Below are 22,830 nucleotides of genomic sequence, written 5' to 3' on the forward strand. Positions count from 1 at the left end.
AGGTGATCTGCACCCTGTCAAGTAGACAGTGGAAATAACTAAAACACACTAGACGGCTTTAGCCCTGTATTCCACTGGGCTGAGGCCGTTTAGTTTTTCTTGTAGACGATCGTGGTTGTAAAAGTGGATATATTCATCAATTGCGCTTTGAAGTGCCTCAAATGTCTCGTACGAATTCCGTCTGTATTTCTCGCATTTTAATTTCCCCCAAAACGACTCAATGGGGCCGTTATCAATACAGCGGCCGACGCGGGACATACTCTGTGTCATATTTGCGTTTTCAATCATCCTTCTAAACTGGTGGGACGTGTATTGAAAACCTCTGTCGCTGTGAAGGAGAGGACGTGCGTTTGGGGCTGCCTCAAGCGCTTGGTTCAAGGTTTTAAACACAAGGGCGTTATTATTGGATTTCCCCAGCACATAAGACACGACCATTCCCTCATGAAGATCTAAAATGGCACTGAGGTACGCTTTCCGATGGCCGTATTTTAGCTCTGTCACATCAGTCACCCATTTTTGATTTGGTTTGTCCGCTTTAAACTCTCGATTCAGGATATTTTCGGACACATGTTGAGGCGTCGCTTTGCCGTAACGTTTTTTCTTCCGCCGAATGACACACTCCAGCTTGGCAATTTTCATCAGCCGATAGATGCGCTTATGATTGAGGCGCTCTTTAAAGCGGCGGTTCATGTTTAAGGTCATTCTGCGGTATCCGTAGATACCGCCAATTTGTTCGTGAAGTAGCGCCATTTTGGCGATAATCTTTTCATTCTGTTTTTCTCTCGCTGAAGGTACTCGGCTCCTCCATTTGTAATACCCCTGGCGCGAAACTTCGGCAATCTCACATAACATTTGGACAGAAAAGCCTTCTTTTCGATTCAGCTCTAAAATGGCGAGATATCGATCTTCGTACCGAACCTGACTTAGAACCGCCTCCTTTTGATCTCTTCCAACTTTTTTAAGAACGCATTCTCTGCGCGCAAACGCTCATTTTCCTGTTCCAGCCGTTTGTTTTCCCGTTGAATTTTTTCTTCAGGTGTCAATTCTTCTTCGGTTTTGCGTTTCCCTCGGTTGTCTTTTAAGGCCTCTTCTCCGCCTTCTTGATACTTTTTCACCCATTGATACACCTGTTGGTAGGAGACTTGATGAATCTCCATTGATCTGGCGTAGTCCTTTCCATGAGCTAGACAATCCTTCGCAATCTCAATCCGTTCTTCCAATGAAACGTTCTTCCGTTTGGTCATCAAACGATTCCTTCCTCTCCCGCTGTCTTTTAACGTTTTATGACCATTATAAAGCTCAACCCACTTCATGAGTACGGATTTACTGGAAATCTTATATTTTCTCGAGATTTCTCTTTGAGAGTAGCGTCCGGATAAGAAGTCTTTCACGGCATTGTATTTTAATTCTGCGGGATAGAACTTATGGCGCTTTGAACGTTCCAAACTCTCCACACCCGCCATATCATGCGATGTTCTCCATTCACGAATCGTTTCGGCATGAATGCCATATTTTTCTGCGATCTCCTTCACCGAATTATTGCCCTGATCACATTCTGATAGAATATTCAATTTTTCTTCTTTTGAAAACCATTTTCCAGCCATGAAAAAACTCCCCCAAGGCAAACAGATTTTTTTATTTCATCTGTCTACCTTTAGGGGAGCATATCAAGGTGCACCGGCTTTTTTGTGAATTGTATCCATTGGCGGAGAGAACCTAGATGTTTCGAATATCTTCCCAGCCGTACACAAGTTCAGAAAGTTTCCTTCCCCCAATCTCGACTTCGACAGCATCTATTTTTTGACCGCCGAGCGCCTCATAAAATTGTCGGGATGCATTTTCTTCCAAGACAAGAACAATCATAGAGCTGATACGCATTCTTTTTAGTTCATCAATGACCGGTTTAAAAAGAGCTCTTCCAATACCCTGTCCTTGATGATCTTTTAAAATATAAATGGAATATAACTCCCCGTCATACCCGCTGTATTTGCCGCTTCTTTCTGCACCGCCGGATGAAAACCCGACGATTTCCCCGTCGCCGTTTTCTGCGACGTACACACCGCCCTGAGGGATGTTGTTGACCCATAACTGTTCCTGATTTTCATATGCTAGATTCTGCAAGTATTCGTCCGGAACGATATCGGCATACGTCGTTTTCCAGCTGTCGACATGTACCCGGGCGATTCCTTTAGCATCGGCTGAAACAGCTTTTCTTATTTTCACACGCCTGCTGGACATTTTTTCTCACCGCCTTTTTACTAAACTATATCATCATTAGCGGTTTCGGTTTGGGATCAGAAACATAATAAACGAATGAAAAACATTGGTCAGGGGCAAAAAAAGAACGGCTGTGACAACGTTAAATAACAGGCTGAAATGGGCGATCTGCTGAGCCGGGCTCTCGGACAGGCCTGAAATCAAACCGGTTATGGATGAAAGCGCAGGATAAGCGGCCGCCGCCCCGATCAGGTTAAACACAACATGGGCATAAGCCGTTTGCCTGGCGGCAGTGCCGCCTTTAACAGAAGCCATGACGGCCGTGATGCATGTCCCGATGTTAGAGCCGAGCACAACGCTCATCGCCTCGGTCAGTCCGATAACCCCCTGATCCATGAAGCTCATCAGGATGCCGATACAGGCGGAGCTCGAATGGATGATGGCGGTGAGCACCGTCCCGATCATAAAAGCATTGATTGTGGAATGTTCGACAAGATGTACGATATATGCGCCCGAGTCGAGGCGCGACAACGGCACGGCAAGGCGGCTGAATCCGTTGATGCAGAAAAAAATCACGCCTAAACCGATCATGCTCACCCCCGCATTTTGAAAAGGGGATTTTCTTGTGATCAAAAGGAGCGCTCCCAGAGCAAAAAGAAAAACAACCAAAAATTCCAGCTTCACAGCTAAAAATTCCGTCGTGAATGTAGAGCCGATGTTCGTCCCTAAAATGAGCGGAATCGAACGTTTAAACGAGAGGGCGCCCACGCTGACAAATCCGATGACAATCACCATGAACGCGGAGCTGCTTTGCAAAATCCCCGTAAATACGATGCTGACGAAAAAAGCTTTTAGAGGGTGATCCGTAAAAAAAAGCAGCCGTTTTTCAATTTCTTCAAATGCCAGCGAAATCAGACCCCGTCTCAGCATGCTCATGCCGGCGAGAAAAAGAACGATCAAAAACACAAACAAGATAAACATCATCATCAGATTTTCGCATTAGCCTCCTTTGTAAATGTATACAGACAAGCCGCCTGAATGATGACTAACAATAAAACAATCCCGTTTGGTTGACCTTACCGAAGGCTTATATTATAATGTCAAAGTACATGTTTCAATGTATGTCTTTTTACAAGCAGTCGATTGGTGTATTCGGAGGGAGGGAAAGAGAATGTCAAAAACGGTCGTTAGAAAAAACGAATCGCTTGAAGATGCTCTTCGTCGCTTCAAACGCAGTGTATCAAAGACAGGTACTTTGCAAGAAGCAAGAAAGCGTGAATTTTATGAAAAACCTAGCGTAAGACGCAAGAAAAAGTCTGAAGCTGCCAGAAAGCGCAAATACTAAAAGAGGGTGGATTTATGAGTCTTCTTGAGCGTCTGAATCAAGATATGAAGCTCTATATGAAAAACCGTGAGAAAGACAAACTGACTGTCGTTCGAATGGTGAAGGCTTCGCTTCAAAACGAAGCAATCAAGCTTAAGAAAGACAGGCTGACCGAAGATGAAGAACTGACTGTTCTTTCTCGTGAATTAAAACAGCGTAAAGACTCCCTCCATGAATTTTCAAACGCTAATCGTTCAGATTTAGTAGATAAAGTTCAAAAAGAGTTAGACATTTTGGAAGCTTATATGCCCGAACAGCTCTCAGAAGACGAGCTGCTCGGCATCGTCAATGAAACGATTGCCGAAGTCGGCGCTTCTTCAAAAGCGGACATGGGCAAAGTGATGAGCGCGATCATGCCGAAGGTGAAAGGAAAAGCCGACGGCAGCCTCGTCAATAAGCTTGTCAGCAAACAACTGTCTTAAAAGAAAGCAAAGACACCTTTCATTTTCTGAAAGGTGTCTTTTTTGGTGTACGATCATAAAATAGAAAAGAAATTGAAACCTTTGATACATTTGTAACGTATGTAAATTATGATCATCAGGGAAGGAGGGATCGAAGTCCTTGCTGCTGAATAAATTGCGAATTTTAGTTGCCCTTGCCTGCTGCTTTGTTTTATCCTTATTAATAGGGGTTCATTTGACCACAAAAGCATCTGGAGACACGGTATACGTAATCCCTATCGAAGAAACGGTGGAAAAGGGACTTTCTAAATTTCTTGAGCGGTCCTTTCAGGAAGCCGAAGATATGAATGCCAAGCATATTATACTCGATATCAATACCCCGGGCGGAGCCGTTGATGCTGCTCTTGAAATGGCCGATACGATACATAACTCCGCCATTCCGGTGACCGCTTATGTCAACAGAAGGGCTCTTTCGGCGGGCGCGTACCTTGCCTTAAATGCTGATGATATCTACATGGCGCCCGGCGGAAAAATGGGGGCAGCAGCGATCATCGACACAAACGGAAATGCAGCGGATAAAAAATCCGAATCTTTGTGGCTGGCGGAAATGGAGGATGCGGCGAAAAAAAACGGCCGTGATCCGAAATACGCGCTCGCGATGGCCGATGCAGACGTCGACGCCAAAGAAGCCGGGGCGCCGAAGGGGAAGCTTTTGACTTTGAGTCCTGACAAGGCGCTCGATGTCGGGTACTCGGAAGGAACCGCCCAAAACATTGATGACCTATTGAAAAAACTGAACCTGGAAGATGCCAAGGTCGAGTACGGTGAGGTCAGCTTCGCCGAAAAAGTGGCGCGGTTTCTCACTCATCCGATCGTTATTCCGATTCTTTTGTCGATTGGAAGTCTCGGACTGATTGTCGAGCTGTATTCTCCGGGCTTTGGAATACCGGGGTTCATGGGTCTTTCGGCGCTCATGCTCTTTTTCTACGGCCATCTTGTGGCAGGGCTTGCCGGAATGGAAACACTTCTTCTTTTTATCGCCGGAATTGTGTTCATTATCTTAGAACTTTTTCTGCCGGGCGGAATAGCAGGGATTATCGGCGTTATCGCCGTCGTCGCCAGCCTCTTTTTAGCCTCTGGAAGCTTTAAGGTCATGGCCGTCTCCATTTTGATCGCAACTGCTGTTTCGATAGCGGCATCCATTTTATTGACGAAAGTGTTGGGAAAGCGTATGAAATTTTTTAAGAAATTCATCTTAACCGATTCAACGAGTACGGAAAGCGGATATGTCTCAAATGTGACCCGCCACGATTTAATCGGAAAAATCGGCGTCACACAAACACCGCTCAGGCCGGCAGGTACGGTCATCATTGACGATGAACGGCTTGACGTCGTATCGGATGGTTCGTTTACCGAAAAAGACAAAAAAGTCAAAGTGATGAAAGTGGAAGGCTCACGGATCGTCGTGAGAGAAATATAAACCTATAATTTGAAGGAGGAACATTATGGATCCGTCAACTTTATTACTTTTAGCATTAATCGCAGCAGGGGTCATCCTACTGGCCGTTTTCTTTACATTCGTTCCTGTAATGCTGTGGATCTCGGCTTTGGCCGCAGGAGTGAAAATCAGCATCTTCACGCTGATCGGAATGAGGCTTCGCCGCGTTATTCCGAGCCGTGTCGTCAATCCGTTGATCAAGGCGCACAAAGCCGGATTGGATGTTTCCAATAATCAGCTTGAAAGCCACTATCTTGCCGGAGGAAATGTTGACAGGGTTGTCAACGCGCTGATTGCGGCCCACCGGGCGAACATCGAATTGACGTTTGCCAGATGTGCGGCGATTGATTTGGCAGGCCGCGACGTTCTTGAAGCGGTTCAGATGAGCGTTAACCCGAAAGTGATCGAAACGCCGTTTATCGCGGGTGTGGCGATGGACGGAATCGAGGTAAAGGCAAAAGCGAGAATTACGGTGCGCGCGAACATCGACCGCCTTGTCGGGGGAGCCGGCGAGGAAACGATCATCGCCCGCGTAGGCGAAGGGATCGTATCGACGATCGGTTCGTCAGATGACCATAAAAAAGTGCTCGAAAATCCGGATATGATTTCCCAAACCGTACTGAGCAAAGGCCTGGACTCGGGTACTGCATTTGAGATCCTTTCGATCGACATTGCTGATGTGGACATCGGCAAAAACATCGGAGCCATTCTTCAGACCGACCAGGCTGAAGCCGATAAAAACATCGCGCAGGCAAAAGCGGAAGAGCGCCGTGCGATGGCCGTTGCCCAGGAACAGGAAATGCGCGCCAAAGTCGAAGAGATGCGCGCCAAAGTGGTTGAGGCCGAAGCGGAAGTGCCGCTTGCCATGTCTGAAGCCCTCCGCAGCGGCAAGATCGGCGTCATGGATTACCTCAATATGAAGAACATCGATGCGGACACGGAGATGCGCGATTCCTTCGGGAAGCTGACGAAAGACCAGTCTGACGAGGATCATAAATAAACAAAGCCCCGAATGAACAGGAGGGAGCTAATTTGCAGGATATACTGGATATCATTGTAGACAATCCGATCATCATGGCCGTTATCCTCGGAGTCATTTCTCTCATTTTCAACAAGTTGGGAAAAAATGATGACAACGAAGAGGCTAAACGCAAAAAAACGCCTGAACGGCCAAAAACGGAAGCACCGAAGAATGCGGAAAAACGGCAGAAGACAACCGGGAAAGCCGCGGCACAGCCGGCTGCAGCGCAAAAAAGCACCGACATGGTGCGCGAGCTTGAGAGAATCAAAACCGATGTCGAGCGGTCGATGCCCGCCGTTGAACGGGCATTGAAAAAGCAAAGCGGCCGTCCGCCGAAACCCGCACAACACGTGATCGAGCTGAATCAAAACACGGTAGTTCAAGGGATCGTGCTCAGCGAGGTACTGGGTCCTCCCCGTTCCCGAAAGCCTCACCACACAATGAGGCGCCGACCTTAAAATTAAAAGTATTAGAACCCCTTTTTCACTCATACATATGAGATGAAAGGGGGTTCTTTTTTTATGGCGCAAAGAAAAAACCGCATCAGAGCGTGGCTGACGAAAACATTGGAAATCCCCCCCGACGTCATGATGGATCTTCCGCGGATTACGATGATCGGAAGACTTCACATATATATCGAGAACCACAGAGGACTCCTGCTTTTCAGCGACCGGGAAGTTCGGCTGATGCTGAAGCAGGGACAGTGCATCATTCAGGGCAAAGACTTCGTCATTAAAACGATTTTGCCTGAGGAGATATTGCTGGAAGGCACGATTGAGCTCGTACGCTATATTGATTCATAAGTCAGGGGGAAGAGGCGTGAAGAATAAATGGCTTTCTTTTTTTTCAGGTAAGATACAGCTTGAAGTCACCGGAATGGGGATCGAGCGTTTATTAAACGAATGTACAAGGCAGGGCATTCCGCTGTTCGATGTGAAAAAAAAGAAAGACTCTGTCTTTCTTTATATTCTGCTTTCTGATGTACATGCCTTTCGGAGGATCATCAGGCGTTTTGACTGCAAATGCCGGTTTACAAGGCGGAAGGGCTTTCCCTTTGTGATTCAGAAATCGAAGCATAACAGCGGATTTACGCTCGGCATTGCCGCCTTTTTCGTCGTGATGTTCCTCCTCTCCAACATGCTGTGGAAGGTGGACATTTCAGGCGCCAAACCGGAAACCGAGCATCTCATCAGGCAGCAGCTTGATGAAATCGGCGTGAAAAAAGGGCGTTTGCAATTTTTAATGCCGACACGGGAAAAAATCCAGCAGTCGCTCACAAAGGGCGTTGAGAACATTACATGGGTCGGAATCGAACTGAACGGGACAGCCCTCCATATGAAAGTGGTTGAAAAAAATGAACCGGAAAAAGAAAAGTTAAGCGGCCCGCACCATATCGTCGCCAAAAAAAGGGCGACCATCGCCAAAATGTTCGTAGAAAAAGGCGAGCCGCTCGTCACGGTCAATGAGCATGTCGACAAGGGGCAAATGCTTGTTTCCGGTTTGATCGGCAGCGAGGAGGAACGGCAAAAAGTCGGGGCAAAGGGGAAAATCTACGGTGAAACGTGGTACAAATCAACGGTGACCGTCCCCTTTGAGACATCATTTGACGTTTTTACGGGTAAAGTAAGGACAAGGCACAAGCTTGCCATCGGGTCAATGTCCATACCGTTTTGGGGCTTTTCGTTTAAAGAAGAAGAGCTTGTCCGCCCGAAAACCGAGGTTCAAAAACATCCGCTTCATTTCCTGACATTCAAGCTTCCCCTGTCATATGAAAAGGAAATGACGCGGGAAACAGAACAGGTCAAACGGGTATATACGAAAAAAGAAGCGGTCCGGGAAGGGATCGAAATGGGCAAAAAAGACGTCCGGAAAAAAATCGGCGAAGATGGAGACGTAATCGGTGAAAAAGTTTTGCACGAAACGAGTGAGAATGGTAAAGTTAAATTGATCATCCTTTACCAGGTTATTGAAGACATTGTTCAAACAACACCAATTGTTCAGGAGACTAAAGAATGACAGAACACTTACTTGCGATTAATCAGCAATTGGAAAGTCCGAATGAAGCTCAGGCGCTGTTTGGAAATCAGGATTCGCATCTGAAGATCATGGAGGAAGAGCTGAACATTTCGATTGTGACGCGGGGTGAAACGGTGTATGTTACAGGTGATGAAGAAACCTTTCACATCGTGGACAGTCTGCTCGCTTCGCTCTTGAATCTGATCCGCAAAGGAATTGAAATATCCGAACGGGATGTCTCATATGCGATCAAGATGGCGAAAAAGCACAAGCTTGAGTTTTTTGAAAACATGTATGAAGAAGAAATTACGAAAAATGCCAAAGGTAAGCCGATCAGGGCCAAAACGATCGGCCAAAGGGAATATATCGCCGCCATGAAGCGGCATGATCTCATCTTTGGCATCGGGCCTGCCGGAACGGGCAAAACCTACCTGGCCGTCGTAAAAGCAGTCCATGAATTGAAAAACGGACACATCCAAAAAATCATTCTGACTAGGCCGGCTGTTGAAGCAGGAGAGAGCCTCGGCTTTTTGCCGGGCGACTTGAAAGAAAAAGTCGATCCTTATTTAAGACCCTTGTATGACGCCCTTCACGATGTACTCGGCACGGATCATACGGCAAGGCTCCTTGAAAGGGGAACCATTGAAGTTGCGCCGCTCGCCTACATGAGGGGAAGGACGCTTGATGACGCTTTTGTTATTTTGGACGAAGCGCAAAACACGACGCCTGCACAAATGAAAATGTTTTTGACGAGATTGGGTTTTGGCTCTAAAATGGTCATTACAGGCGACATCACGCAAATCGACTTGCCGAAGGGAGTCACATCGGGTCTTGCCGTCGCAAAAAGCATGCTTTATGATATCGACGGGATTTCCTTCGTTGAGCTGGATCAGACAGATGTGGTCAGACATCCGCTGGTCGCCAAAATTATTGAAGCATACGAAAAGACAAAATAATCGAAATGGCCCGATCGCCCGCTATCGGGTCATTTTTTAGTTCCCTGCCGGAAAAGAGGTGCTTTTTTTGAAGAAGAAAAAAAGGAACGAAAAAGACCGGCTCATCCGCGTAAAAAACGGACGATCCCTTCCCGTCTTGCTCTATGCGGCAATTTCTGCGCTCATGTTTGTATTGCTCTTTTTCCATGTCAGGCCCCAATCGCTTGATTTGGATCTATTTTCGATAAGCGACAATACGATTTACGCCCCGGCTACGGTAGAAGACCAAAAAGCAACAGCCGTCAAAAAACAAGAAGCCAGGGAAGAAGTTCACGATCAATACACCTTGAAAAAGGAGTATTCCGACAACAGGGTAGATCTCGTTTCATCGATATTTGACACCATCAAGGAAGTAAAAAAGGAGAGCGCCGAAAAGGAGAAAAAAGACAAAGGAGCACCGTCTGAAGAAGAACAGATTAAATCTGCCGAAGACAAACTGACCTCCGATGTAACGGATTTTTTGTCAAGGGATTCGGTTAAAAGCCTTTTGAAGGCAAGCGACGGTGAGCTTTCGATGACCCGGGATTCCGTCATCACCGCTGTCAACGATGTGATGAGCGAAGAAATTTCGGCCGGGAAGCTTGACGAAGCCAAGGAAAAAGTCACGAAAGAACTGAAGGGCAACTCGGTTCCTTCGAAATTGAGAAGTGCCGCCAATGAAATCGGCCGCTTCGCGATTATCCCCAATTATGTCTATGACCCTGAGAAAACGGAGCAAAAGCGCCAGGAGGCGGCGGACAGCATCCAGCCGGTTCAGATTAAACAGGGACAGATCCTCGTCGAGGAAAATCAGCTGATCGACAGGGAAGTGTACCGGAAGCTCCAATTAACCGGATTGTTAAGCGGGGCCAACGTATACAAACCGATCGGCGGACTGCTGCTTTTGATCGGGCTGTTTATCGCCGCTCTCAGTTACTATTTTGAAAAACAGCACGGCAGCCGGCAGCCGAAAAATAAATCGCTGCTGCTGTTTACATTGATTACGGCGGTCGTTTTGATCGTCATGGAGGTCATCAGCCTCTTTCAGGAGCTTGAGTTCAGCCATATCGGATACCTGGTTCCGGTCGCGATGGGCGTCATGCTGATCAAGCTTTTAATTAACGAACGGCTGGCGATTCTTGCAAGCATGATCCTTTCGATCTGCGGAAGCATTATGTTTAACCAGGGCGTCACAGGCACATTCAATTACGGAATCGGAACCTACTTTTTGATTAGTGCGATCGCGGGTATACTGTTTTTAGGAAAGCATCATGCTAGATCGAAGATCCTTCAGGCGGGGCTGTTTGTGTCATTTGTGAACATTGTCGTCATGTTTGCCCTGCAATTGATCCAAAATACGGCGCAATCCGGCTGGGAAGTAGGCACGTATCTCGTGATGGGATTGGTTTCCGGTATCGGGTCTTCCGTTCTTGTTCTCGGCTTTATGCCGTTTTTCGAAAGCGGCTTCGGCATATTATCGACGATGAAGCTCATCGAGCTTTCAAACCCGAACCACCCGCTGCTCCGCAAAATTTTGACGGAAACGCCTGGAACGTATCATCACAGCGTCATGGTCGCCAATCTGTCAGAGGCAGCCTGTGAAGCGGTCGGGGCAAACGGCCTCTTGGCAAGGGTCGGCGCTTACTATCATGACATCGGAAAGACGAAGCGGCCCCAATATTTTATAGAAAATCAAATGAATATCGACAATCCGCATGACAAGCTGTCTCCGCAGCTGAGCAAAAACATCATTATTGCGCATGCGACAGACGGAGCGGAGATGCTGAAAAAACACAAGATGCCGAAGGAATTGGTCGATATTGCAGAGCAGCATCACGGCACGTCCCTGCTGAAATTTTTCTACTATAAGGCAAAAGAAAAAGGGGATCAGACGACAGAGGAAGAATTCCGCTACCCGGGCCCAAAACCGCAATCGAGGGAAGCGGCGATCATTTCGGTGGCCGACAGCGTGGAAGCCGCCGTGCGGTCGATGCACAATCCGAACCCTGAGCGGATCGAAAAGCTCGTGCGCGGCATCATTTCGGATAAGCTGCAGGACGGGCAGTTCGATGAATGCGATCTGACTCTTAAAGAACTTAACACGATAGCGAAGACGCTTTGTGAAACGTTAAAAGGCATTTTCCATTCCCGGATCGAATATCCGGAGGCTAATCCAAAACAGAAGGTGAAACACTCATGAGTTTAATTCTCGATATCTCAGACGAAACAGGCCGTCTCACAGAGGGACAGCTTGAGGAAATTAAAAAGCTTCTTCAATTTGCGGCGAAAGAAGAAGGCGTCGCCGATCAGGCGGAAGTATCCGTAACGATCGTGACAAACGAGGAAATACAGAAGATCAATAAAGAATACCGCGGAAAAGATTACCCGACCGACGTCATCTCGTTCGCCCTTGAAGAAGACGGAGAAGGAGAGGTCGAGATTATCGGAGCCGAAATGCCGCCAGTCCTCGGCGATATTATCATCAGTATCGATAAAGCAGAGGAGCAGGCCGGGGAATACGGCCATTCGCTGATGAGGGAGCTCGGATTCTTAAGCGTACACGGCTTTCTTCATTTGCTCGGATATGACCATATGACAGATGAAGAAGAAAAAGAGATGTTCACGAAACAGAAGGAACTCTTGAACAAATATGGGCTCACAAGATCCTCTTAAACCGAACGAATGGATCCGGCTGAAAAAAAGCTTTTCACACGCCTTCACCGGAATTATCAAGACGTTCATGTCCGAGCGCAATTTTAAAATACACACGGGAGCCGCAGTCATCGTGATCGTCTGCGGCTTCGTCTTCAGGCTGTCCGTATTGGAATGGGCCGTTATGTTCATCCTTATCGGCGGAATGCTCGCTTTGGAGCTTATGAACACCGCCGTTGAGCATGTTGTCGATTTGATCACGAAGAAGAGCCATCCGCTGGCGAAAGCCGCAAAAGATGCGGCGGCAGGGGCGGTTTGCGTCTTTGCTGCTGTTTCGTGTATCATTGGATTACTCATCTTTTTGTCAAAGCTGTTTTAACAATCGCTTTTTCCGCCTGACGTAAGAGATTCTTACAAAAAATTTACATTTTTGATTTTGGGCGTGAAAAAGGAGCCATTTTTATGTAAAATAAAAGTGTTAGCGGTACCATAACCGCTATGGGAAGGAATTCATACATTGACTAAACAAGAGCTGATTAGAGAGGCACTAAAAGCAAGGGAATTGGCATACGTTCCGTATTCAAAGTTCAAAGTCGGCGCTGCCCTCCTGACAGAGGACGGCAAGGTGTATAAAGGCTGCAATATCGAAAATGCCGCGTACAGCCTGTGCAATTGTGCCGAGCGGACGGCATTGTTCAAGGCTTATTCTGAAGGGGACAAAGCCTTCAAAATGCTTGCGGTTGCAGCAGACACGCCGCGCCCGGTATCGCCGTGCGGAGCGTGCAGGCAGGTTATAGCCGAACTGTGCTCAAAAAACATGCCCGTCATTTTGACCAATCTTAAAGGCCAAGTTGAAGAAACGACTGTTCAAGAATTACTGCCAGGAGCATTTTCATCGGAGGATTTACATGACAAAGGAAAGCTTTAAATCAGGATTCGTGTCCATAATCGGACGCCCAAACGTAGGGAAATCTACTTTTTTGAATCGCGTGATCGGCCAAAAAATTGCGATCATGAGCGATAAGCCGCAGACGACGAGAAACAAAGTGCAAGGGGTCTTGACGACTGACACCTCGCAAACCATTTTTATCGATACGCCGGGCATTCACAAGCCAAAGCACAAACTGGGCGACTTCATGATGAAGGTTGCACAGAATACCTTGAAAGAAGTCGACATGATTTTGTTCATGATTAATGCGGCGGAAGGCTACGGCAAAGGCGACGAATTTATCATCGAACGCCTGAAAGGGGTAACGACTCCGGTGTTTTTGGTCGTCAATAAAATCGATCAGATTCATCCGGATGACCTGCTTCTGCTCATTGATGAATACAGAGCCAGATACCCGTTTAAAGAGATCATTCCGATTTCCGCCCTTGAGGGAAATAATATTGATACTCTTCTAAAGCAAATCGAACATTATTTGCCGGAAGGTCCGCAGTTTTACCCGAGTGACCAGGTGACGGATCATCCAGAGCGTTTTATCATTTCTGAGCTGATTCGGGAAAAAGTGCTGCATCTGACAAGGGAAGAGATCCCTCACAGCATTGCGGTAACGATCGATTCCATTAAAGAAAGGGAAAAAGGTTCTGTATACGTGAGCGCGACGATCGTCGTTGAACGCGATTCGCAAAAAGGAATTGTCATCGGGAAAAGGGGCAGCCTGCTGAAGGAAGTCGGCAAACGGGCAAGGGCCGACATCGAAGCTTTGCTCGGCTCCTCGGTTTATTTGGAGCTTTGGGTCAAAGTCCAGAAGGATTGGCGCAACAAGATGTCTCAGCTTCGTGATTTTGGATTTAAGGAAGACGAGTATTAAAGGACCGAACTTGACCGGGGTATAGTCGTTACAAAATCTCTCGAAATCAAAGCGATATTAGTAAAAATTGTTTAACATGAAATGGAGGATGCGAGGTCAAGATAAGCTTAAGAATTTGGATGTTGAAAAAGCTAGTTATAAACAGAAAGGTGGGGCTTTTTATGCTGAATTTTACTTGGAATGTATTTTCACAAACAGGAAACGTTGATACGTACCTCCTTTTTAAAGAACTGGAAAAGGAGAACCTGGAAAGACCCGATGTACTTGAAGAAGAGCTAGCGCAACCTGACTTTCCAATTTTGTAATCTTGATTGTATCCCTCCAAATTTTTTGGATGGTGCTCATATGCTGACGAAATGTGAAGGTATCGTCCTTCGTACCAACGATTACGGTGAAACCAATAAAATTTTGACAATCATGACAAGGGAACATGGGAAAATCGGCGTGCTGGCCAGGGGGGCTAAAAAGCCGAACAGCCGCTTGTCCGCCATTTCCCAGCCCTTTCTTTATGCTTCGTTTTTGTTTCGGAAATCATCCGGGCTCGGTACGCTTGAGCAGGGCGAGATGCTCGAAAGCATGCGGAATATCCGGGAGGACCTTTTCTTAACGGCGCATGCCGCTTATATCGCCGAATTGATGGACAAAGGAACAGATGAAAAGAAACCGAACCCGTTTTTATTCGAACTGCTTCTTCAGTCGATGAGGAGGCTGAATGAAGGCACGGATCCGGACATCATCACCAACCTGATCGAAGTCAAAATGCTCGGCGTGATGGGCCTTTATCCGGAGCTTGATGAATGTGTCCACTGCAAAAGCAAAGACGGCACATTCCATTTCTCAATCCGTGACAACGGCTTCATCTGCCATCGCTGTTTCGCGAAAGACCCTTACAGGATCCCGCTGTCACCCGCTTCCGCCAGGCTCTTGAGGCTGCTTTTTTATTTTGATTTGTCAAGGCTCGGGAATGTATCGGTCAAACGGGAAACGAAGGAAGAGCTGAAGAGGGTTATCCAGCTTTACTATGACGAGTACTCGGGAATTTTTCTCAAATCGCGCCGCTTTATGGAGCAGATGGACAATATGAAAAAAATGCTCGGCAACGAAAACAAAAGTTGACAACCTCTTCATCTTTTTATAAGATCATGTCATATAGAGTACGGGCTGTGTGCCCAAATCAGTTTCAATAATGACGCTGCGTTGACGGAAAGAAGTAGTTGCGCCCCCTCATGAGAGCGACTCCGGGACGGTGAAAGCCGGGGATGAGAGCGTAATGAAAGGCATTCCTTGAGCAGCTTTTAAAAAAGAGGCTTGCAGGCGATCAGGCTTGCAGCAAATAGGGTGGAACCGCGGGAGAACTCTCGTCCCTATGTTTGTCAAAAAACAAGCATAGGGACGGGAGTTTTTTTCTGCCCAGTTTTCCCTATGCCGCTTGGTGAATTTGAAAAACACGTTTGTGGAGGTGCTTCATTTGAATATTCAAGAAATGATTTTGACGCTGCAAAAGCATTGGTCTAACGAAGGCTGTGTTCTTCTGCAGTCGTATGATGTGGAAAAAGGCGCGGGGACGATGAGCCCTTATACATTTTTACGGAGCCTCGGACCGGAACCGTGGAAGGTTGCGTACGTAGAACCGTCAAGACGTCCTGCTGACGGCAGATACGGCGAGAACCCAAACAGGCTGTATCAGCACCATCAGTTCCAGGTCATCATCAAACCGTCGCCGGACAACATTCAGGAGCTGTATCTGGATTCCTTAAAGGCGCTCGGGATTGATCCGCTGGAACATGACATCAGATTTGTCGAGGACAACTGGGAAAACCCGTCGCTCGGATGTGCAGGTCTTGGCTGGGAAGTATGGCTGGATGGCATGGAAATCACCCAGTTCACCTATTTTCAGCAAGTCGGGGGGCTCGAATGCAAACCGGTTTCAGTTGAAATCACATACGGTATTGAACGGCTTGCCTCATATATTCAAGACAAAGAGAACGTATTCGATTTGGAATGGACCAAAGGCTATACGATAAGAGACTTATTCATGATGGCTGAATACGAGCATTCCGTATATACGTTTGAAACGTCTGACGTAGATATGCTGTTTGACTTGTTTGCCACATATGAAAAAGAAGCGAACCGTCAAATGGATCAAGGGCTCGTCCATCCGGCATATGACTATGTCCTGAAATGCTCGCACACCTTCAATTTGCTAGATGCGAAAGGAGCCATTTCCGTAACAGAACGGACCGGGTATATTGCGCGGGTCAGAAACCTTGCCAGAAAAGTGGCGAAAACGTATTACAACGAACGCGAAAAGCTGGGCTTTCCAATGCTGAAGGAGGAAGAGGCATCCCATGAGTAATAAAGATTTGCTGTTAGAAATCGGATTAGAAGAAATGCCGGCGCGGTTCATGCACGACAGCATGACGCAATTGGGTGAAAAAATCGAAAGCTGGCTGAAAGACAAAAACATCGCGCACGGCAATATCCGGCTTTTTAACTCGCCGAGAAGACTTGCAGTCCTTGTGGAAAACACAGCCGAAAAGCAGGATGATATAAAAGAAGAAGCCAAAGGGCCTGCCAAAAAAATCGCCATTGACGAAAACGGCGAATGGACGAAAGCTGCGATCGGCTTTTCAAGAGGGCAAGGCGCAAGTCCGGAAGATTTATACGTGAAAGACGTAAAAGGGACGGAATACGTATTCGTGCAAAAATTCCAAAAGGGACAGGACACCGTCTCGCTGCTGCCTGAGCTGCGCGATTTGGTGACGAGCCTGCACTTCCCGAAAAATATGCGCTGGGGAAACGAAGAGCTAAAATACATCCGGCCGATTAAATGGATTGTCGCTTTATTCGGCAGCGAGGTCGTTCCTTTTTCGGTCGCACATGTCGAAAGCGGCCGAATCTCGGAGGGGCACCGTTTCCTCGGAGAAGCGGTCGAGCTGAACGCGCCGAAAGAATACGAGGAGAAGCTGGAAAGCCAATTCGTCATCGCCGATCCAAAAAAGCGCAAGCAGCTCATTACAGAGCAGCTTGACAAATTGGCTGCCGAAAAATCGTGGAACATTCCAAGAGACGAAGATTTACTCGATGAAGTCAACCATCTCGTTGAATATCCGACCGTTTTGTTCGGCTCGTTTGAAGAGGATTTTCTGGCGATTCCTGAAGAGGTTCTCGTCACAACGATGAGAGAGCATCAGCGCTATTTCCCTGTCAAAGATGAAACAGGTGCACTGCTTCCGTTCTTTGTAACGGTGCGGAACGGAAACGACCGGGCGCTGGAAAACGTTGCAAAGGGAAACGAAAAGGTGTTAAGGGCGCGCCTTTCAGATGCCGCTTTCTTCTACAAGGAAGACCAAAAATTAGACATTGAGGAAAATGTGAAAAAACTTGAGAAGATCGTCTTCCATGAAGAGCTTGGCTCACTTGGAGACAAGGTGAGACGGTCTGCGGCAATAGCCGGGCGGATCGCACAGGAAATCGGCGCTGACGATGAAACAGCGAAGCTGATCGACCGTGCGGCGCACATTTCCAAATTTGATTTGGTTACGCAGATGGTCTATGAATTCCCTGAACTTCAAGGAATCATGGGCGAAAAATACGCGCGGATGCTCGGCGAAAACGAAGAAGTCGCGCGCGCCGTTAACGAGCATTACATGCCGAGACAGGCCGGCGGCGAGACACCTTCAACTCTTGTCGGCGCCGTCGTTGCATTAGCCGACAAGCTTGACACCGTCGCTTCGTTCTTCAAAATCGGCGTGATTCCGACAGGCTCCCAGGACCCGTACGGCTTGAGAAGGCAGGCGAGCGGAATCGTCCAGATCCTGATTGACCGGAACTGGGGAATTTCGTTTGAAAAGCTGATTTCCTTTACAGAATTGAAAGAAAACAGCGAGCTGCTCGATTTCTTCAAACAGCGGCTTAAATATGTGCTGACCGGGGAAAACATCCGATACGACGTGACAGACGCCGTCCTTGAAAGCACAGAGCTTGAACCGTATTCAGCCCTTAAAAAAGCCGCCGTACTCGAAGCGCAGGCCGCAAAACCGGAATTCAAAGAAACGGCTGAGGCGCTGGCAAGGGTCATTTCGATCAGCAAAAAAAGCGAAGCTGCTGCCATTGACGCATCGCTGTTCGAAAATCCGCAAGAATCCGAGCTGTTTCAGGCATATGAAGAAACGAAACGGAAAATCGCGGACCTTTACGAAGCAAAAGATTATGAAGGAGCCTTTGACGAGCTTTCCAAGCTGAAAGCGCCGATCGAAGCTTACTTCGACCATACGATGGTTCACGCCGACGATGAAAGATTAAAAGAAAACCGCTTAGCGCAAATGGCAAATTTGGCGAAACTGATCCGGAGTTTTGCAAACATCAATGACATCATTGTAAAATAAACGGACAGATGACGGTTGCCGCATATGCGGGCAGCCGTCTTTTTGCCAAATTTTTTTCGTATTTGTCAAAATAATACTGCCTTTTTCATAGAGTTCAAATGTAATTGCTGTTATTTTTGCGCCTTTATGCGTTATAATATGTTATCGACTGTTTATACATATTGAACGAATCGTGAGCTTCAGCTTAAAGGTGGTGAGTACGATCGAACTAAATAAACGTCAGGAGCATATTTTGCAGATTGTCAAGGAGAACGGCCCGATAACCGGGGAGCATATAGCCGAAAAGCTGAATTTGACAAGGGCTACCCTCAGGCCGGATTTGGCGATATTAACGATGTCCGGTTTTTTAGAAGCGCGGCCGAGGGTCGGTTATTTTTATACGGGCAAGACAGGCACCCAGCTTTTGGCTGATAAGCTGAAAAAGCTGCAGGTGAAAGACTTTCAGTCGATTCCGGTGGTGATTCACGAAAATGTTTCCGTCTATGATGCGATCTGTACGATGTTCTTAGAAGACGTAGGAACGCTTTTTGTTGTTGATGATAACGCCATCTTAGTCGGTGTACTTTCACGCAAAGATTTGCTCAGGGCAAGCATCGGCAAACAGGAGCTCCCTTCTATACCCGTCCATATCATTATGACAAGAATGCCTAACATTACGATATGCAGGCGCGAAGATTTCATTTTGGACGTCGCCAAAACGCTCATTGAAAAACAAATTGACGCATTGCCCGTTGTAAAAGATACGGAAAAGGGCTTTGAAGTAGTGGGAAGAATCACGAAGACAAACATGACAAAAATCCTTGTCGGCTTATCTGAAAATGAAATCATGTAGAGTGAAAAACCAATGGGGGGATATCATGAATAATCGGACGATTTATGTTGTATCCGACTCTGTCGGCGAGACCGCCGAGCTGGTTGTTAAGGCGGCGGTCAGTCAATTCAACGGTTCATCTGAGCATACCAATATCAGGCGGATTCCATATGTGGAAGACCGCGGAACGATTAAGGAAGTCATTTCGCTGGCAGAAGCCGACGGCGGCATCATCTGCTTTACGCTCGTTGTGCCGGAAATCCGCGAATTCTTGATTGCTGAAGCTGAAAAAAGAAACGTAGTCTACTACGATATCATCGGCCCGCTGATCGAGAAAATGGAGTCCGTATACGGCTTTAGCGCCAAATATGAACCGGGGCGCGTCCGCCAGCTTGATGAAGATTACTTCAAAAAGGTGGAAGCGATCGAATTTGCCGTGAAGTACGACGACGGCAGGGACCCGCGGGGGATATTAAAAGCGGATATCGTCTTAATCGGCGTATCGAGGACGTCTAAAACCCCATTATCACAATATTTGGCTCACAAGCGCCTGAAGGTGGCAAACGTGCCGATCGTTCCGGAAGTCGATCCTCCGGAAGAGCTCTTTACCGTCGATCCGGCGAAATGCATCGGCTTGAAAATCAGCCCTGATAAGCTGAACCATATCCGGAAAGAGCGCCTAAAATCCCTGGGCCTCAATGACAAAGCGATATATGCCAATATCAACCGCATTAAGGAAGAACTCGAATTCTTTGAAAAAGTCGTGAACCGCATCGGCTGCAACGTCGTGGACGTATCGAATAAAGCGGTAGAAGAAACGGCTAACATTATCCATAACATGATGACAAAAAGGGTCTAAACATAAAAACTCAGGACACCCCATCCTGGGTTTTTGCTTTGGGCGTTTTGGGAAAAGTGAAAATGATAGCATCTTTGACCCATTTGTATTATAATAAAAAATTGTGATAAAATGATTAATTTTAGGTTTAAGCTTAGTACAGAACGAATAAACTATTATGGGTATCGTGTCAAGAATTTCAAGAAAAAAACTTTCGACAAATTCTTTATAGATCGATTATTTTGAAACCTGTGTGATTTTGCCCGTATTTATAGCAGGAGTTTGATGGAGGGATGGAGAATTAGTCTTCTTGAAAACAAAAGGACGATTTTTGTCGATGCAGACGCATGCCCGGTAAAAGACGAGGTGCTGAAAGTGGCATCCGATTACGAAGTGGATGTTGTGTTCGTGGCTTCATTCGAACATTATCAAGTCACAAGGGAAGAAGGAGAGAATTGGAAGTACGTCGATCCGCACAAAGAAGCGGCGGATCTGTACATTGCCAATCATGTTCGCGCAGGTGATTTGGTCATTACACAGGATATCGGGCTCGCATCACTCTTGCTTGGCAAAAAGGTCTTTGTGCTGTCAGAGAGAGGATTTCGTTTCGAGGAGAAGTCCATCGATCTCGCGCTTTGCCGCCGTCACATTTCTCAAAAACTGAGAAGGAGCGGACGCTACACAAAAGGCCCGAAAAAGCTTGTCAAAGAAGACAGGGAGCGATTTGTCAGAGAGCTGCAAAAAATCTTGTCGAAAATTGAAGGATTTACGTACTAAGCAGCGAATTATGTACGACGGAGTGTTGGAACATGGGCAATCGTATACCGGATGAAATCGTAGAACAAGTTCAAAAATCGGCTGATATCGTTGAAGTGATTGGAGAGTACGTCCAGTTAAGAAAACAGGGGCGTAATTATTTTGGGCTCTGTCCATTTCACGGCGAGAATACGCCATCTTTTTCCGTTTCAGGAGAAAAACAGATCTTCCACTGTTTTGGATGCGGAGCGGGAGGAAATGTCTTTTCATTTTTAAGACAAATCGAAGGTTATTCATTTAGTGAAGCAGTGACTCATTTGGCGGACAAATATCATATTGATATGCCTGAGCATGTAACAGCCGTTTCCTCATACAGCGCGGGCAATTCAGATGAACAGAAGATGGCGGAAGCTCATGAGCTGTTAAAGAAATTTTATCATCATTTGCTGGTCAATACAAAAGAAGGCCAAAAAGCGCTCGATTATTTGCTCGAGAGAGGCATTACGATGGAAGAGATCGAGCGGTTTGAAATCGGATGCGCTCTTGATTCATGGGATTTCATAACGAAATTTTTGGAGCGGAGAGGCTTTGAAGCCGGCTTGATGGAAAAAGCAGGCCTGATCATCAGGCGTGAAAACGGAGACGGCTATTTTGACCGCTTCCGGAATCGGATTATGTTCCCGATTCATGATCACCACGGAACAACGGTCGCATTTTCGGGACGGACGTTCACCGGAGAGCATCCGAAATATATGAACAGTCCCGAAACCCCGATTTTCCGCAAAAGCAAGCTGCTGTACCATTTTCACCAGGCGCGGCTTCACATTCGGAAAGAAGAAAGGGCCGTCCTTTTTGAAGGCTTTGCCGATGTCATATCAGCCGTCGGTTCAGGCGTGAAAGAAGCGATCGCGACGATGGGAACAGCCCTTACGGAAGAGCATGCAAAGGTCATCAGGCGTAATGTCGGAGAGGTCATCCTTTGCTATGATTCGGATCAGGCCGGATACGAGGCCACGCTGAAAGCGGCCGACATGCTTCAAAAGCGGGGCTGTACCGTCAAGGTTGCGATGATTCCAGACGGCCTGGATCCCGATGACTACATCAAAAAATTCGGCGGCGAAAAATTCAAACAGGATGTAATAGGGTCCAGCGTCACGATCATGACGTTTAAAATGCACTATTTCCGCAAGGGAAAAAATCTGTCTGATGAAGGTGACCGTTTAGCCTACATCAACGATGTATTAAAGGAAGTCAGCCAGCTCAGCGGGCCTCTTGAGCAGGAGATCTATATCAAGCAGCTGGCAAATGAGTTTGCGCTCTCACTCGATTCGCTGAAAGAGCAGCTTTCCGTTTTTGAAAAAGAGTCCGCCGGCAGAAAAAGGGACGGCGGCCGTAACGAATTGCAGGAACGCCGCACTTCAGTCCCGCGGCCTCCGCGAAAAAAAACGGGGCTTCGACCGGCTCATGAAAACGCCGAGCGAATGCTGATCGCCCACATGATTCGCGACCGGGACGTCATCCGAAAGGTTTTGGACCGCGTCGGTTTTGAGTTTAACCTTGATCAGCACAGGGCGATAGCGGCTTATTTGTATGCCATGTATGAAGAAGGAGCCGACATTTCCATCCAGCAGCTCTTTAAAAGAATTGATGATCAGGAGCTGGGCCAGCTTCTTACGGATATTTTAATGCTTCAGATAAACGAGGAGCTCAGCGAAACGGAATTATCTGATTACGTAAAAAAAGTGTTGAATTACCGAAATTGGTCAATGATAAAAGAAAAAGAAGCTGCAAGGACGGAAGCCGAAAGGCAAAAGGATTTTATTAAAGCGGCGACTTTAGCTCAGGAAATTATTAAGTTAAACCGTTCGCTAAAATAAATCGTTATATAATAGGAGAGCATTTGGCAATGAATCCTTACGGAGGAGCAAATGCTTGTCCTAATCACATATTGTCAATTTATGATTTGCTTTCCCGTTAAGCTCTAGACAGATATAAGGCTTAAAAGCGTGAAATAGGAACAAATAAAGCGGGACGCTTTTAGAATTCGTCTGTAAGTTTTG

At 46.9% G+C, this 22,830-nt stretch carries 24 protein-coding genes; 21 read left to right on the top strand and 3 right to left on the bottom strand.

Annotated features, from left to right (window positions below; all coding sequences use genetic code 11):
• Positions 1–48 precede the first annotated feature (48 nt).
• From MHB78_RS09315 to MHB78_RS09325, 3 genes are all read right to left on the bottom strand, one after another.
• A protein-coding gene (locus MHB78_RS09315) for an IS3 family transposase (RefSeq protein ID WP_231947364.1) occupies positions 49–1,604 on the bottom strand; the annotation gives its coding sequence in 2 pieces (ribosomal slippage) (positions 49–947 and positions 947–1,604; 1,557 coding nt in all).
• Positions 1,605–1,716: 112 nt separating this feature from the next.
• Positions 1,717–2,238, bottom strand: coding sequence for a GNAT family N-acetyltransferase (locus tag MHB78_RS09320; RefSeq protein WP_046130041.1), 522 nt, complete (start codon positions 2,236–2,238; stop codon positions 1,717–1,719).
• A gap of 36 nt (positions 2,239–2,274) precedes the next feature.
• The gene (locus tag MHB78_RS09325) at positions 2,275–3,204 is read right to left on the bottom strand and encodes a Na/Pi symporter (RefSeq protein WP_046130040.1); all 930 of its coding nucleotides are present in this window, start codon (positions 3,202–3,204) and stop codon (positions 2,275–2,277) included.
• Positions 3,205–3,388: 184 nt separating this feature from the next.
• Here MHB78_RS09325 and rpsU point away from each other — a divergent pair, with 184 nt between their 5' ends.
• From rpsU to dnaG, 21 genes are all read left to right on the top strand, one after another.
• The gene (rpsU, locus tag MHB78_RS09330) at positions 3,389–3,562 is read left to right on the top strand and encodes a 30S ribosomal protein S21 (RefSeq protein WP_003183654.1); all 174 of its coding nucleotides are present in this window, start codon (positions 3,389–3,391) and stop codon (positions 3,560–3,562) included.
• A gap of 14 nt (positions 3,563–3,576) precedes the next feature.
• The gene (locus MHB78_RS09335) at positions 3,577–4,023 is read left to right on the top strand and encodes a GatB/YqeY domain-containing protein (RefSeq protein ID WP_046130039.1); all 447 of its coding nucleotides are present in this window, start codon (positions 3,577–3,579) and stop codon (positions 4,021–4,023) included.
• A 139-nt stretch (positions 4,024–4,162) separates the two neighbouring features.
• Positions 4,163–5,482, top strand: a complete 1,320-nt coding sequence (locus tag MHB78_RS09340; RefSeq protein WP_046130038.1) for a nodulation protein NfeD — start codon at positions 4,163–4,165, stop codon at positions 5,480–5,482.
• 25 nt (positions 5,483–5,507) lie between these two features.
• Entirely contained in the window at positions 5,508–6,500 is a 993-nt protein-coding gene (gene floA, locus MHB78_RS09345) for a flotillin-like protein FloA (RefSeq protein WP_046130037.1), read from the top strand.
• A gap of 32 nt (positions 6,501–6,532) precedes the next feature.
• Positions 6,533–6,979 (top strand): hypothetical protein, encoded by a 447-nt coding sequence (locus tag MHB78_RS09350; protein ID WP_231947361.1) that lies wholly within the window; start codon positions 6,533–6,535, stop codon positions 6,977–6,979.
• Positions 6,980–7,042: 63 nt separating this feature from the next.
• Entirely contained in the window at positions 7,043–7,324 is a 282-nt protein-coding gene (gene yqfC, locus MHB78_RS09355) for a sporulation protein YqfC (protein WP_046130036.1), read from the top strand.
• A gap of 16 nt (positions 7,325–7,340) precedes the next feature.
• Positions 7,341–8,537, top strand: coding sequence for a sporulation protein YqfD (gene yqfD / locus MHB78_RS09360; RefSeq protein ID WP_046130035.1), 1,197 nt, complete (start codon positions 7,341–7,343; stop codon positions 8,535–8,537).
• Complete coding sequence (locus tag MHB78_RS09365; protein WP_046130034.1) at positions 8,534–9,493, top strand: PhoH family protein; 960 nt, start codon at positions 8,534–8,536, stop codon at positions 9,491–9,493. Before yqfD ends, MHB78_RS09365 begins: the two co-directional genes overlap by 4 nt.
• A gap of 163 nt (positions 9,494–9,656) precedes the next feature.
• Entirely contained in the window at positions 9,657–11,711 is a 2,055-nt protein-coding gene (locus tag MHB78_RS09370) for an HD family phosphohydrolase (protein ID WP_231947502.1), read from the top strand.
• Positions 11,708–12,184, top strand: coding sequence for an rRNA maturation RNase YbeY (ybeY, locus tag MHB78_RS09375; RefSeq protein WP_046130032.1), 477 nt, complete (start codon positions 11,708–11,710; stop codon positions 12,182–12,184). The genes MHB78_RS09370 and ybeY overlap by 4 nt, the downstream gene beginning before the upstream one ends.
• Positions 12,162–12,542 carry a diacylglycerol kinase family protein gene (locus tag MHB78_RS09380; RefSeq protein ID WP_046130031.1) on the top strand — a complete coding sequence of 127 codons (381 nt, stop codon included), beginning with the start codon at positions 12,162–12,164 and terminating at the stop codon, positions 12,540–12,542. Before ybeY ends, MHB78_RS09380 begins: the two co-directional genes overlap by 23 nt.
• A 138-nt stretch (positions 12,543–12,680) precedes the next feature.
• The gene (locus tag MHB78_RS09385) at positions 12,681–13,091 is read left to right on the top strand and encodes a cytidine deaminase (RefSeq protein ID WP_046130030.1); all 411 of its coding nucleotides are present in this window, start codon (positions 12,681–12,683) and stop codon (positions 13,089–13,091) included.
• Positions 13,072–13,977 carry a GTPase Era gene (era, locus tag MHB78_RS09390; RefSeq protein WP_046130029.1) on the top strand — a complete coding sequence of 302 codons (906 nt, stop codon included), beginning with the start codon at positions 13,072–13,074 and terminating at the stop codon, positions 13,975–13,977. The genes MHB78_RS09385 and era overlap by 20 nt, the downstream gene beginning before the upstream one ends.
• A 161-nt stretch (positions 13,978–14,138) precedes the next feature.
• Entirely contained in the window at positions 14,139–14,282 is a 144-nt protein-coding gene (locus tag MHB78_RS09395) for a YqzL family protein (protein WP_065894752.1), read from the top strand.
• Positions 14,283–14,322: 40 nt separating this feature from the next.
• Positions 14,323–15,093, top strand: coding sequence for a DNA repair protein RecO (gene recO, locus MHB78_RS09400; RefSeq protein ID WP_046130027.1), 771 nt, complete (start codon positions 14,323–14,325; stop codon positions 15,091–15,093).
• A 352-nt stretch (positions 15,094–15,445) separates the two neighbouring features.
• Positions 15,446–16,333 (top strand): glycine--tRNA ligase subunit alpha, encoded by an 888-nt coding sequence (glyQ, locus tag MHB78_RS09405; RefSeq protein WP_006637598.1) that lies wholly within the window; start codon positions 15,446–15,448, stop codon positions 16,331–16,333.
• A complete protein-coding gene (gene glyS / locus MHB78_RS09410) occupies positions 16,326–18,365 on the top strand; it encodes a glycine--tRNA ligase subunit beta (protein ID WP_046130026.1) in 2,040 nt (679 codons plus the stop codon). The genes glyQ and glyS overlap by 8 nt, the downstream gene beginning before the upstream one ends.
• A 193-nt stretch (positions 18,366–18,558) precedes the next feature.
• Positions 18,559–19,197, top strand: a complete 639-nt coding sequence (locus MHB78_RS09415) for a helix-turn-helix transcriptional regulator (protein ID WP_046130046.1) — start codon at positions 18,559–18,561, stop codon at positions 19,195–19,197.
• Between the two features lie 25 nt (positions 19,198–19,222).
• The gene (locus MHB78_RS09420; protein WP_046130025.1) at positions 19,223–20,035 is read left to right on the top strand and encodes a pyruvate, water dikinase regulatory protein; all 813 of its coding nucleotides are present in this window, start codon (positions 19,223–19,225) and stop codon (positions 20,033–20,035) included.
• Positions 20,036–20,299: 264 nt separating this feature from the next.
• On the top strand, positions 20,300–20,791 hold the full coding sequence (locus MHB78_RS09425) for a YaiI/YqxD family protein (RefSeq protein WP_046130024.1): 492 nt from the start codon (positions 20,300–20,302) through the stop codon (positions 20,789–20,791).
• 32 nt (positions 20,792–20,823) lie between these two features.
• On the top strand, positions 20,824–22,647 hold the full coding sequence (dnaG, locus tag MHB78_RS09430) for a DNA primase (RefSeq protein ID WP_046130023.1): 1,824 nt from the start codon (positions 20,824–20,826) through the stop codon (positions 22,645–22,647).
• Positions 22,648–22,830 lie beyond the last annotated feature (183 nt).

It is taken from the genome of Bacillus sp. FSL K6-0138 (assembly GCF_037982765.1).
GTDB lineage: Bacteria > Bacillota > Bacilli > Bacillales > Bacillaceae > Bacillus > Bacillus glycinifermentans.